This window comes from Desulfosalsimonas sp., assembly GCF_055149105.1.
Genome location: NZ_JBSRLA010000021.1, coordinates 1 through 12524, shown reverse-complemented (window position 1 = coordinate 12524; position 12524 = coordinate 1). Strand labels below are relative to the sequence as shown.

Genomic DNA, 12524 nt, shown 5'->3' with positions numbered 1-12524 from the left:
CGGGACTATAACGTTCCCTTGGTGGACTGGACGCCGGCGATTCGCGGATCATAGCCGGTGGCCTGATCCATGGCCCGGCCCACGGATTTGAAAACCGATTCAGTGATATGGTGGTTGTTTTCCCCGTAGGGCACGCGGATATGGAGATTCATGCCCACGGCATTGACCAGTGCCCGGAAAAATTCCTTTGCCAGCTGGGGAGAGAAATCCGAGTCCGGATAAAGACCTGCGGGCAGGTCATAAACCAGATAGGGCCGGCCCGAGAGATCCACCACTGCCTGGCAAAGGGCATCATCCATGGGTGTTGCGGCAAATCCGTAGCGCACAATGCCCTTTTTCTCCCCAAGGGCCCGGCAAATCACATCGCCGAGCACAATGCCGGCATCCTCCACGGTGTGATGAAAATCCACATCAATGTCGCCCCTGGCGCGGACATGGAGATCAAACAGGCCGTGGACGGCAAACAGGGTCAGCATATGGTCAAAAAAAGCAATGCCGGTATCAATGTCGTGTTTGCCGCTTCCGTCAATGTCAATTTTGGCAGAAATCCGGGTTTCTTTGGTGCTGCGCTCAGCTTCCGCGGTTCGGGCCATGATTTGCTTGTCCTTTGTGCAATCCGTTTTCCGGTATCACCACTGGCTGCCTGCCGCAGCACCGGGTTTGCAGGGCCGGGAACAGAAAAGTGGCAGAATGTATTGCAGATAAAAAAGGGTTCATGCAGACGGGCATTCAGAAATGGTTTTAAAAATATGGTGGAGATGAGGGGGATCGAACCCCTGACCTCGGCGTTGCGAACGCCGCGCTCTCCCGGCTGAGCTACATCCCCACGAAATTAATAATCAAGTATCATTACCAGAAGCTTTAGCTGAGGTCAAACAAAAAATAATGCCGTTACCACGGCCCCCGGATGCCGGGCCGGGTAAGGACAAAGTCGTAGCGCACCGGGTCGTGGGGCACCATTTGCGCAAAGCCGGCAGTGATGTCTATGGCGGTTTTGAGATTGGCCTGCCTTCGGTGGGTCAGGCCCAGCTGGCAGCATGCCCGGTACATGTGAACATCTAACGGAATAACAAGCTTTGCCGGGCTCATCTGCACCCAGCCCCCGGGATCCACTGCATCACAGCGCACCATCCATCGCAGAAACAAAAACAGGCGTTTGCACGCACTGCCCTTTTCCGGAACCGCCACCAGATGACCCGGGTTTTCCGGCCAGTGCCGGGCCATTTCAGACACAAACGCACCCAGGGCGGGCGCATAGGTGGCATCTTCCGGGCCAACACCCCGGGCAAAGGCTTGCTCAAGACTTCCGTGCCGGTCCGCAACCCCTTTTAAACCCGCAAGCATGGCCGCCACGTGCCGGCCGGTGGCAAACCGGTGCACAAACCCGTCAAAATCCGCATACAGATCATCAATGCCGGCATTTTCCAGGTAGCCCCGTGGCGAAGGGCCCATTTTTCCCAGCACCGCGCGCACGCTTTTGACGATCTGGCCCACCTGTCCGTAGGCCAGGGCTGCGGCAGCAAAGGCGGCAATCTCCCGGTCTTTTGTTTCCGGGTAGTCATATACGCACTCCAGGGGATCCGGACGCACGTATTTTCGGCGGTTGTACTTTTGGTACAACGCTTCAAGATCAGCGGCATTCATGACTATCGGATCTTGGCGCGGTAGAGCAGCAGACTGTTTGTCACCACTGAAATGCTGCTAAGGGACATGGCCAGGGCCGCCAGCATGGGATGGAGCTGGCGCAGCATCATGGGCAGGCCTTCAAACGGGTTTAACACCCCTGCAGCCACAGGAATCAGCACCACGTTGTAACAAAACGCCCAGAACAGATTCTGGCGTACCGTGGCCATGGTTTTTTGGCTGATGTGCAGCGCCCGGATCACACCGTGAAGGCTGCCCGAGGAAAGCACCACATCGCCGGTTTCAATGGCCACATCCGTTCCCCCGCCAATGGCAAAACCCACGTCCGCCTGGGCCAGGGCCGGGGCGTCGTTGATCCCGTCTCCCACCATGCCCACGCGCGAACCTTCACCCTGCACCGACCGGACCTTGTCGGCTTTCTCATCGGGCCGGACCTCTGCCAGGACCTGGTCAATGCCCAGTTCCCGGGCAATGGCCCGGGCCGTGGCAGTGTTGTCTCCGGTGAGCATCACCACTGTCAGGCCGTAGTCATGCAGTGCTGCCACCACTTCCTTTGCCTCTGGTTTGAGGGTGTCGGCCACGGCAATAATACCTGTGGCCCTTCCGTCTTCTGCCATCATGACCACGGTACGGCCCTGCTGCTGCCATTTTTCGGCAGTATCGACAAATTCAGACACATCCACGTTATTGTCTGCAAACCAGTCAATCTTGCCCACTTCCACGGTGCGGCCGCTGACCTGCGCCCTGACCCCGTCGCCGCCAAAGGATTTGAACTCAGAAGCCGGATCAAAAGAAATACCTTGATTTTCCGCCGCCCTGACAATGGCCCGGCCAATGGGATGCTCTGAGCCTTTTTCCACTGCCGCAGCCAGTGCCAGAAGCTCGTTCTCTGATCCGGTGCCGCCCGTGGCCTCAACCACCTCGGGCCGGCCGGCGGTCAGGGTTCCGGTTTTATCCAGCAAAATGGTATCAAGCTCCTGGGCCGCCTCAAGGGCCTGGCCGCTTTTAAACAGCACCCCGGTTTCCGCCCCCTTGCCCGTGCCGGCCATGACCGCGGTGGGTGTGGCAAGGCCCAGGGCGCACGGGCATGCGATCACCAGCACGGATACCAGCCGGATCATGGACGGAACAAAATCAGCGGTCACCACCATCCATATGGCAAACGTGGCAAATGCCGCCAGAATCACTGCCGGCACAAACACCGCCGCCACCCGGTCTGCCAGGGCCTGGATCGGGGGACGGCTGCCCTGGGCCTGCTGAACCATGTGCACAATCTGGGCCAGGGCGGTTTCCTTTCCCACCCGGGTGGCCTCAAAATCAAAGGTGCCATCAATGTTGATGGTGCCGCCGGTGACCGTATCTCCTGGCTTTTTGGACACCGGAACAGACTCTCCGGTGAGCATGGATTCATCCACCGAGGACTGGCCCGTTGAGATTTGGCCGTCCACGGCAATGCGCTGTCCGGGCCGCACCCGCAAAACCCAGCCCTTTTCCACGCTGCCGGCGGCCACTTCCTTTTCCTCTCCGTTTTCCACAACCACGGCCGTATCCGGCCGCAGGTTGAGCAGCTTTCTGACCGCACCGCCGGTTTTCCGCTTGGTGCGGGTCTCCAAAAGCTTGCCGAACTTGATCAGGGTGATGATCACCGCGGCTGTCTCAAAATAGAGATGATCGCCCAAAAAGGGCAATATCAGCACGGCCAGGGAGTAGAAATAAGCCACAGACGAGCCCATGGCCACCAGCACGTCCATGTTGGCCCCGCGGTTGGCCAGGCTCCGCACACCGCTGGTATAATAATCCCAGCCGGTGTAGAACTGTACCGGTGTTGCCAGCACCAAAAAAAGCCAGTTCACGGCTGGGCTGTGGGCCCATGGTCCCAACAGAGCAAAATCCCGGCCCATGGAAATCACAAAAAGCGGCAGGGTAAATGCCAGGCCCACGGCAAACTTGATGGTCTGATCGCGCACCTCGGCATTTCTGGCCGCGGATTCGGCATCTTCTGCAGAATCCGCCCCGCCTTCGGGGATGACCGCGTCATAGCCGGCTTTGCGGATTGCCGCCACAATGCCCTCCAAATCCACCACAGAAGGAATATACTCCACACTGGCTGTTTCCGCGGCAAAATTCACGGATGCGGAAACCACGCCCTGGGTTTTCTTGTTTAACGCCCGTTCGATATTGGCCGCGCAATTGGTACAGGTCATGCCCGTGACCGGCAGTTCGGCCCGGCTTGTGGCAACACCGTAGCCGGCCTTTTTGACCTGCCCGGCGATGTCGTCGACCCCCAGTTTCCTGGGATCATATGAGACAGAGAGCTGTTCTGCACCGAAATTGACATCTGCGGATTCAATGCCGGATAACTTTTTTACGCTGCGCTCGATATTGGCGGCGCAATTGGCACAGGTCATGCCTGTGACCGGCAGCTGCCGGGTAACGGCGCCCTGACTGCGGCCGGTTGTTTCCGGGCTGTCGGTATTGGATTTTGCCTGATCTGCTTGATTCTCCGGATTAGACGGGGTTTGTGTCACGAAACCATCCTGAGGAATTGTTGGCAGCCCTTATTGGGCCGGGTAATTGATTTCCTTTAATTTTTCCAGAATCTGATCCATGCTGGCCGGTGCATCATACTCCACCGTGATCTGCTTTTGGTCTGCATCACCGTTAACCGATGCCACCCCCTGGATCTCCGAGAGTTCGTTTTTGATTGTCATCACACAATGATTGCAGGAAATATTGGGAATCTGAAGCGTTTTGGTTTCCATTTCATCCTCCTGGTTCAAGTGCGAAGCGCGGCTGCCAGCGCCCTTTCCAGCTCCGGGTATTGAAATTCAAACCCGGCATCCAAAAGCCGTGCCGGCATCACTCGCTGGCTGTTTAACATCAATTCTCCGAGCTCGCCCATGGCCGTCTTTAGCACAAATCCGGGCACCCGCAGCACGGCCGGCCGGCGCAAAACCCGCCCCAGGGTTTTGGCAAACTCCCGGTTGCGCACGGGATTGGGGGCGGCAAAGTTCACCGGCCCGGACATATCCGGATTTTCAATCACAAAGGCTGTGGCGCCAACCAGATCATCCATGTGAATCCAGGGCATCCAATGGGTGCCGTCTGACATGGGACCGCCGGCAAAAAACTTAAAAGACGGGAGCATGGCCGCAAGCGCACCCCCGTCTTTTGCCATGACCAGGGCGTATCTGGGCAAAACCACGCGAACGCCTTTTTGCTCTGCGGCCAGGGCGGCATTTTCCCAGTCAATGCTGAGACGGGCCAGGAAATCATCGCCGGCAGGCGCGGTCTCATCCACCGGGTGCTCGCCCTTGTCTCCGTAATATCCCACCGCAGAGGTGCTGCACAACACCCCGGGCCGGCCCTCTGCCATGGCATCCACAAGATTGTTGGTGGTCTGGATGCGGCTGTCATAGACGAGCTGTTTGTATTTTTTGGTCCACCTGGAAAAAATGTTTTTGCCCGCCAGGTTGACCACTGCGTCGGCTTTTTTTACCGCCTCCTGCCATGGTCCCGGTTCTGTGGTATCGGCCCGGATATAATGGATTTTATCGTCTTTGAGCCATTCAGGCGGCGCGTTGCGATCCACGGCCGTAATGGTCCAGCCCCGCCGGAGAAAGTCCCGGATCATGTGCCGGGCCACAAAACCGGCAGCCCCTGTGATCAAAACATTCATGGCCCCCTCCTGTAAAACCTTCTATAAATCAGGGCACGGCCAAAACAGCGGCGTTTTTAACCCCCTGGAGCACCTTCTGGGCCACGCTGCCAAACAGAAAATCCTGCAGGGACGAAACCCCTCTTCTGCCGATGATCACCACATCGTATCCGGAGTCGGCCTCGGAAATAATGTCTCTGGCCACTCCGCTGGAGCGCCTGTTGATTTTGGTATGAACCTGCTCGTGATCAAATCCCGCCTCGATCAGACACCTGCGTGCTGCCTGGATTGCGGTTTCCACAAGTTCGCGCTTTTTGTCCTCAAGGGAGCAGAAGGCCTGCTGCTCGGCCTTGAAATACGGGGTCAGCTCCGGGCTGTTCATGGCGCAAAGGGTGCTGCTGTCTTCAACAACGCTGAAAAGCGTGATTTTCGCATCCCGGAGAAAGTGATCTGCGGCAAACTGCACAGCACGCATGGCGTTTTCGGAATCATCAAAAGAAATCAGTAGGTTTTTTGCCATTTCAAGGCCTCCTTAACTATGGCGGGGGTTTACGTTGAAGCTTTACGGTTTCCGGGTCAGGCAAAGGCCGGCGGTTGCGGCCGCTGCATACACCAATTCACGCCTGGTCCAGCAAGGCCTGCACCCGTGCCGGATCATAGCTGCGGGCAGCCAGGGGGTTTTCGGCCAGCCCGGGCACCCGGTCGGCAAAACAGGGGCGGTTTTTTTTGTAAAACAGCCCTGTGGCAATTTTGTCGCCGCCGGTGAATGCAAGCTCCATGGCCGCATTCCAATCATCTGTCGGATGCCCCTGAGCATTGATATCATAGATGCGCTTTTTATACCAGTCATAGGTATTGACCGTGTTAAACGACACGCAAACCTGCATAATATCAATGACACTCACGCCCTTGTAGTCCATGGCCTGGCTGATAAGCCCGGCAAGCTGCTCCTTGTGGCCGCAGTAGGCCCGGGCCACAAAGCCCGCCCCCTGGGACAGGGCCAGGGCCGCCGGGTTCAATGGATCGCTTCTGACACCCATTGGCTGTATTTTGGTGACAAAGCCCCGCTCGGAAGTGGGCGACGCCTGTCCCTTGGTCAGGCCGTAGACCCGGTTGTCATGGATCAAAAGCGTCATGTCCGGATTTCGCCGGATGGCGGCCAGGAAATGATTGCCCCCTTCGCCGTAGCAGTCCCCGTCTCCCATGCTCACCAGGATGGGAAGTTCGCCATTGGCCACAGAGACGCCTGTGGCAAGGGGAAGAGCCCGGCCGTGGAGGCCGTGGAAAAAATTGCAGCGCAAAAAATGCGGGGTTTTTCCGGCCTGGCCGATGCCGGAGATCATCAAAACATCTTCCGGAGCCAGCGCCTGATCGGCCAACGCCTGCTTTAAAGCTTCCAGAATCGGAAAATTGCCGCAGCCCGGGCACCACTTGTTTTCATAATCGCAGTGAAAATCGCTCACATCAACCATCAATGGCCTCCTCGGCAGCCTTCACCCGCCTGGCGATCTCAAAGGGGAAAAAAGGCCGGCCGTCGTATTTCAGCACCGCCTGATAAAATTTCAGCCCGGTTTTCTCCCGGATAAGTCCGCCGAGCTGTGCGGAAACATTTTGCTCCACCATGTAGAAGCGATCACAGCGGCCAAGGATTTGTTCTGCGGCTTGCTGGGGAAAGGGCCAGATATCAGTGAAATAGACCCCGCCGGCATCCATGCCCTCAGATCTGAGCATTTCAACACTTTCGTTGATGGCTCCGGCAGCAGATCCCCAGCCCACCAAAAGCACCCGGCTGTCGGGATGCTCTGTTTGCGGCGGGCGAATTTCCCCTTCCATGGCGGCAAGTTTTCGGAAGCGCTTGTCCACCTGGCCGATGCGATCCGGGATGGTTTCGCTGATATGACCGTCCTGCTGGTGCTCGTTTCCGCTGACCATGACCAGAGCCTGGCCCGCGCAGGGCAGCGCCCGGGGAGAGATCCCGGAATCGGTGATTTCATAGCGCCTGTATGCTTTGGGGTCATCCATGTCCGCATCCGTGACAATATGCCGCTCAACGGATTCAGGCGCGGTCAGGTTTTTTTGGGCAATGTTGACGGAATCGTTGAAATACTGATCCGTCAGAACAATGGCAGGCACCTGGTACTTGTCAGCCAGGGCAAAGGCCCGGCCCATGGTTTCAAACCCGTCATTGAGGTTTGTCGGGGCAAAAACAAACCTGGGAAACTCGTCCTGGGCCGCATGGAGCACAAAGCGCAGATCCGCCTGGGCCGTGCGCGTGGGCAGGCCCGTGGCCGGCCCGGGGCGCTGGGAATTGACAATCACAATCGGGGTTTCCGTAATGCCGGCAAGGCCAAGGCCTTCTGTCATTAGGGCAAATCCGCCGCCTGAAGTGGCGGTCATGGCCCGCACCCCGGCAAACGAGGCGCCAATGACCATATTGACTGCGGCGATCTCGTCTTCTGCCTGCTCCACCACCAGCGGGGCCCGGTCTTCAAAACCGGTGAGGCTGGCCATTATATCAGTGGCCGGGGACATGGGATAAAATGCCGCAAACCGGCAGTCCGCAGCCAGGGCCCCCAGGGCAAGAATTTTCGCACCGGACAGCAATTTTCCGATCGGTTTTTTCTCCGGCCAGACAAAAGCCGGTGCAAAATCAATTCCCCCCACAGCCTGGACCCCGCTTTGCGCAGCCTTGAGGTTGTTTTCCAGAACCCCGGATTTTTTGGCCTGAAACTGTGTTTTCAAAACATTTTCCAGAAGACTGTCCGGCGCGCCCAGCAGGGACAGACAGGCACCGGCTGCCACGGTATTGGCCATGATGGTCCCGCCGGCCTTGCGGGCCATATCGGTCACTGCTATGGACACAACATTGCCGCCGGGAGCCTGCTCCTGGCTGTCGAAAATGGCCAGGCCCTCTTCTGCCAGCTCAGACAAATGCATGTCCAGGGTCCCGGGACTCAGGGCCACAAGCAAATGCACCCGGTGGTCCGGGGCGGCCACGGGCCTGTCGCTGATGCGCAGCTGCAGAAAACTGTGACCGGCCCGAATCCTTGATTCAAAGTCATTTACAGCCAGAACGTACAGTCCGCACCCGTGGCAGACACGGGCCAGCAGATCTCCGACCGTCTGGATCCCCTGCCCGGCCTCGCCGCCGACTTTCACTGTTACATCTATACCCATTGTCTCCTCCGGACCCGGCCGGTCCTTGTCCTAAACTTTCCCGGCCCGGCCGTCGTCACAGGCATCGTCTGTATCATCAAACCGGGCATGCTCGCCAACCGGCATCTTGGTGCAGACATCTTCAAACGAAGTGTTCTTATCCATGGTGCGCACAGCGTCCAGCACCGTTTCATAATCGGGTTCCTGACCGATTTCCGGCACCTGCTGGGTGTAGAGCACCCGTCCGTTTTCGTCGATGACCACCACTGCCCGTGACAGCAGGCCGGCAAAAGCACTGTCTCTGATGCGCACCCCGTAGCGGTCCCCGAAATCCAGACTGCGAAGCTCGGACAGTGAAATAACCGCATCCAGCCCCTCTTTGTCCACGAACCGCTGGTGGGCAAAGGGCAGGTCCCGGGAGATGCAAAGCACGACCGTGTTGTCCAGGCCGTGGGCCGCTTCATTGAACCGGCGCACGGATTCGGCGCACACCATTGTCTCAATGCTCGGAAAAATATTTAAAATCACCTTTTTGCCCGACAGATCCGCCAGGGACAAATCCGTGAGATCGGTTTTGGTGAGCACAAAATCCGGTGCCTGCTGCCCGAGCTCGGGCAGTTCGCCATTGGTCTGAACCGGGTTTCCTTTAAATGTGATATTGGCCATGGCCGCCTCCTTATTTGGTTCAAAGTTTGTTTTCAAAAAAAAACACCTGATCGTTTTTTCCAATATAAGCATGGCAGGCGGCCAATGCATCCAAAAGCCTACATCAAAAGGATCTTTTCAGTGGCTGCCAGGTAGGTGCGAAATCCGCCGGCCAGGTTGGCTGCGGAAAAACCATGCTGAATCAGAATTTTGTAAGCCAGATAGGAGCGCATGCCCACTGCGCAGTAAGCCACATAGGTTTTATTTTTGTCCAGTTCGCCCATCCGGTCGCGCAGTTCATCCACGGGAATGTGCACGGCCCCGTCAATGGTGCCCGAAGTCCGGACCTCGATTTTGCTGCGCACATCGAGCAGAACCGTTTTTTCCGGATCAAGGCCGGCCACCGCATTCCAGTTGATTGTTTCCAGATCCTTTTTCATCAGGTTGGCAGCAACGTATCCGGCCATGTTGACCGGGTCCTTGGCCGAACCGTATGGCGGGGCATAGCACAGATCCAGTTCTTCCAGGTCAAAGACCGTCAACCCGGCATAAATGGCTGTGGCCAGCACATCAATGCGCTTGTCCACCCCGACCTTGCCCACGGCCTGGGCGCCCAGAAGCCGGCCGGTACCAGGGCTGAAAAGCAGTTTCACCGCCATGGTCTCGGCCCCCGGGTAATAGCCCGCATGGGAACCCGAATGGGTGTAGGCGGCTGTATAGGCAATATTTTCCGCTTTCAGTGTTTTTTCGTTTAAGCCGACTGACGCGGCCGTGTGCTCAAAAACCTGAACTGCATTGGTGCCAAGGGCACCCCGGAAGACTGAACGTCTGCCCATGACATTGTCTGCTGCAATGCGTCCCTGCTTGTTGGCAGGGCCGGCCAGGGCAATGAGCACGGGTTTGCCGGTGATCCGGTGAGGGATCTCCACGGCATCGCCAACAGCGTAAATATGGGGATCCGAGGTGCGCAAAGTGTCATCTACGGAAATGCCGCCGCTGTTGCCGATATCCAGGCCGACCTTGCGGGCCAGGCCGGTTTCCGGACGCACGCCAATGGACAAAATGACCATGCCGCAGTCAATTTCATGGCCGCTTTCGGTCTGCACGGTGATGGCAGCGCCGTTTTGCTTCAGGGCTGCCACCCCGTCGCCAAACCGGCAGTCCACCTTTTTTTCAATCATGTGCGCCTGCACCAGGGCTGCCATTTCATAGTCAAGCGGCGGCATCACCTGGTTCATTTTCTCCACCATGGTGATCTGCACACCCCGGGCCGCCAGATTTTCAATCATTTCCAGGCCGATAAACCCGCCGCCCACCACCACGGCGCGCTCCGGCTTGTTTTCATCCACGTATGCCTTGATCCGATCGGTGTCTGGAATGTTTCTGAGGGTAAAGACATTGGCCATGTCCGCGCCTTCAAAAGGGGGACGAACGGGTTCGGCACCCGGGGAGAGAATCAACTTGCCGTAAGATTCACGGTACTGCTCGCCGGTTTCACGGTTTAAGACAACCACCTGCCGGTTTTGCCGGTCAATGTCGAGAACCTCGGAGTTGGACCGCACATCCACATTATAGCGTTCGGAAAAAGACCCGGCATCTGTGACCAGCAGATCGTCACGCTTTTTGATCACCTCGCCGATGTAATACGGCAGGCCGCAGTTGGCAAAAGAAATGTAGGGGCCGCGCTCAAAAACGATGATCTCGGCGTTTTCATTTAACCGCCGGGCCCGGGCCGCGGCAGTGGCCCCGCCTGCAACACCGCCCACAATAACCAGTTTGTCTGTCATAAACCGCCTCCTTTGAAAAAAGCGCACTGCTTTTCCTGAATTTTGATACGCCTGTAAAAAGTCTTTTTTACAGGCAGTGTTAAGTTTTAAGTGATTAAGTGTTAAGTAAAGTCAATAATTTGTCTCTTTAGTTGTTGACGGTGATATCCGTTTTAGGACTTTTTACGGCACCATCAATTCCGATTTGCGTAAAAAGATTTTTACCGCGTCTGCTGTTTCTCAGGAAGGAAGCCCTGCGGCCGGGGTTTCAGTTTTTTCGCTCCTGACCGTTTTACGGATTCATCAAATGCCTTCGCTAAAATTTCAAAAACTCGGCCTTTCGGCCTCAAACAGTTTGAAATTTTTACGCTCCGGCATTTGCTGAATTTTTCCGTAAAACGCTCAATGTCGCTTCAAAAACTGAAACCCCGCCCTTGGACTTCCTTGATAACGTTTGCCTCTGGCCGCAGCCCGGGAAAAAGCTATGCAGTAACTTTTCCTGAAGTTACTTCCAAGACTTGGATGCGTTGCTCCGGACCGCCTTGGTGTGAAACTTTGCACACAGTCGGCCATGATGTCGGACCGGGGGCGGTTTGCGAGTCGCATTGAGCGCGCAAGCGGTCAGCAGGGAGCAAACCGCCACCGGGCCGACATCATGCGAAAATTATTGAGCCAGTCACTCTCAGCAACTTTTTTGAAATTGCTTAGAAGTGTTTCTCCCTGGCCAAACCCCGGGACCGGGCATTAACAGCACTTTTTTGAACTTCCTTGGTCGTTTCTGCCAAAATAAAAAATTTAATCACGATCAGCGGCAAATCAATGGGGGTTTAATCTGTCGGATTTATATGTTGATGACCTGGTCGGCCAGCTGCATGGCCGTGACAATGTCTAACATGTTGGTGGTCTGGCCCGTCTGCTTGTGCTCCAGCAGACCGTAGTGGTCCAGGCAGGTGCCGCACACCAGCACGGCAAGCCCGTCTTTTTCCAGCTGCTGCAGGGCGGAAAGCACCTCGGAGCCGGTCACTGCAAGCCGGACCCCGTTGTTGACCAGCACCAGGCGCCACAGCTCCGGGCCCATTTCATTTAATGTATTGACAAAATTGGTCATGAGCTTTTTGCCCAAAACCTCGTCGCCGTAGCCCATCCGGTCTGTGGTGATCATGACCATGATCTTTTTTTCAGTCTTTTGCCCGGCCTCTTGCGCGGAGCCGGGCAATTCCGCAACATCGGCAAACGCCTGAGCGTCCTGACCGCTTCGGGTGCCCGTCACCCGGAAACCGTCTTCTGTGTTTTCCACGGTTGCTTCATAGGCTTTTGAGGCAAAAAAACGGCTGACATTCTGGCAGGCCGCCTCGTTGTCCACATGCACGGTCAGCGTCTCAGGGGCCTCTGCCGCGATGACCTGCCGGGTCATGAGCACGGGTGCCGGGCATGCCTGTTTTCTGCAATCGAGTTCCTTCATTCAGACCTCCGTTTCAGCGCACAGGACAAATTGCGTTTTATTAATGCCTGTGCTAATTTTGATCCGCCTGTAAAAAGTCTTTTTTACAGGCAGTTTTGATGGCACCGTAAAAAGTCTGATTTCAGATGGTGCCGTAAAAAGTTCAAGATCAAGGCTTGCGCAATTTCGAAGAATGCAGCGTACTTATCCGTAC

General features: G+C 56.6%; 11 protein-coding genes and 1 tRNA gene. All 12 read right to left on the bottom strand.

Annotated elements, in window-relative coordinates; translation table 11 throughout:
* Positions 1–5: 5 nt before the first annotated feature.
* The gene (hisB, locus tag ACTCIA_RS07030; protein WP_463001095.1) at positions 6–593 is read right to left on the bottom strand and encodes an imidazoleglycerol-phosphate dehydratase HisB; all 588 of its coding nucleotides are present in this window, start codon (positions 591–593) and stop codon (positions 6–8) included.
* Between the two features lie 157 nt (positions 594–750).
* Positions 751–826 (bottom strand) — tRNA-Ala (locus tag ACTCIA_RS07025).
* A gap of 65 nt (positions 827–891) precedes the next feature.
* Complete coding sequence (locus ACTCIA_RS07020; RefSeq protein ID WP_463001094.1) at positions 892–1644, bottom strand: TIGR02757 family protein; 753 nt, start codon at positions 1642–1644, stop codon at positions 892–894.
* A 2-nt stretch (positions 1645–1646) separates the two neighbouring features.
* On the bottom strand, positions 1647–4172 hold the full coding sequence (locus ACTCIA_RS07015; RefSeq protein WP_463001093.1) for a heavy metal translocating P-type ATPase: 2526 nt from the start codon (positions 4170–4172) through the stop codon (positions 1647–1649).
* A gap of 30 nt (positions 4173–4202) precedes the next feature.
* Positions 4203–4406 carry a heavy-metal-associated domain-containing protein gene (locus ACTCIA_RS07010; RefSeq protein WP_463001092.1) on the bottom strand — a complete coding sequence of 68 codons (204 nt, stop codon included), beginning with the start codon at positions 4404–4406 and terminating at the stop codon, positions 4203–4205.
* A gap of 14 nt (positions 4407–4420) precedes the next feature.
* A complete protein-coding gene (locus ACTCIA_RS07005) occupies positions 4421–5323 on the bottom strand; it encodes a TIGR01777 family oxidoreductase (protein ID WP_463001091.1) in 903 nt (300 codons plus the stop codon).
* 28 nt (positions 5324–5351) lie between these two features.
* Positions 5352–5822 carry a universal stress protein gene (locus ACTCIA_RS07000; protein WP_463001090.1) on the bottom strand — a complete coding sequence of 157 codons (471 nt, stop codon included), beginning with the start codon at positions 5820–5822 and terminating at the stop codon, positions 5352–5354.
* 97 nt (positions 5823–5919) lie between these two features.
* Positions 5920–6774 carry a 2-oxoacid:ferredoxin oxidoreductase subunit beta gene (locus ACTCIA_RS06995; protein WP_463001089.1) on the bottom strand — a complete coding sequence of 285 codons (855 nt, stop codon included), beginning with the start codon at positions 6772–6774 and terminating at the stop codon, positions 5920–5922.
* Complete coding sequence (locus tag ACTCIA_RS06990) at positions 6767–8479, bottom strand: 2-oxoacid:acceptor oxidoreductase subunit alpha (RefSeq protein ID WP_463001088.1); 1713 nt, start codon at positions 8477–8479, stop codon at positions 6767–6769. Before ACTCIA_RS06990 ends, ACTCIA_RS06995 begins: the two co-directional genes overlap by 8 nt.
* 30 nt (positions 8480–8509) lie before the next feature.
* Positions 8510–9124: a thiol peroxidase gene (gene tpx / locus ACTCIA_RS06985; protein ID WP_463001087.1), complete on the bottom strand. Its 615-nt coding sequence runs from the start codon at positions 9122–9124 to the stop codon at positions 8510–8512.
* Positions 9125–9222: 98 nt separating this feature from the next.
* Positions 9223–10890 (bottom strand): CoA-disulfide reductase, encoded by a 1668-nt coding sequence (locus ACTCIA_RS06980; RefSeq protein ID WP_463001086.1) that lies wholly within the window; start codon positions 10888–10890, stop codon positions 9223–9225.
* Between the two features lie 820 nt (positions 10891–11710).
* Entirely contained in the window at positions 11711–12331 is a 621-nt protein-coding gene (gene yedF, locus ACTCIA_RS06975) for a sulfurtransferase-like selenium metabolism protein YedF (RefSeq protein WP_463001085.1), read from the bottom strand.
* Positions 12332–12524 lie beyond the last annotated feature (193 nt).

Coding starts and splice junctions, on each gene's coding strand:
- tpx (WP_463001087.1), bottom strand. CDS start 9,124: ATGGCCAATATCACATTTAAAGGAAACCCGGTTCAGACCAATGGCGAA.
- ACTCIA_RS07005 (WP_463001091.1), bottom strand. CDS start 5,323: ATGAATGTTTTGATCACAGGGGCTGCCGGTTTTGTGGCCCGGCACATG.
- ACTCIA_RS06995 (WP_463001089.1), bottom strand. CDS start 6,774: ATGGTTGATGTGAGCGATTTTCACTGCGATTATGAAAACAAGTGGTGC.
- ACTCIA_RS07010 (WP_463001092.1), bottom strand. CDS start 4,406: ATGGAAACCAAAACGCTTCAGATTCCCAATATTTCCTGCAATCATTGT.
- ACTCIA_RS06980 (WP_463001086.1), bottom strand. CDS start 10,890: ATGACAGACAAACTGGTTATTGTGGGCGGTGTTGCAGGCGGGGCCACT.
- yedF (WP_463001085.1), bottom strand. CDS start 12,331: ATGAAGGAACTCGATTGCAGAAAACAGGCATGCCCGGCACCCGTGCTC.
- ACTCIA_RS07020 (WP_463001094.1), bottom strand. CDS start 1,644: ATGAATGCCGCTGATCTTGAAGCGTTGTACCAAAAGTACAACCGCCGA.
- ACTCIA_RS07000 (WP_463001090.1), bottom strand. CDS start 5,822: ATGGCAAAAAACCTACTGATTTCTTTTGATGATTCCGAAAACGCCATG.
- ACTCIA_RS06990 (WP_463001088.1), bottom strand. CDS start 8,479: ATGGGTATAGATGTAACAGTGAAAGTCGGCGGCGAGGCCGGGCAGGGG.
- hisB (WP_463001095.1), bottom strand. CDS start 593: ATGGCCCGAACCGCGGAAGCTGAGCGCAGCACCAAAGAAACCCGGATT.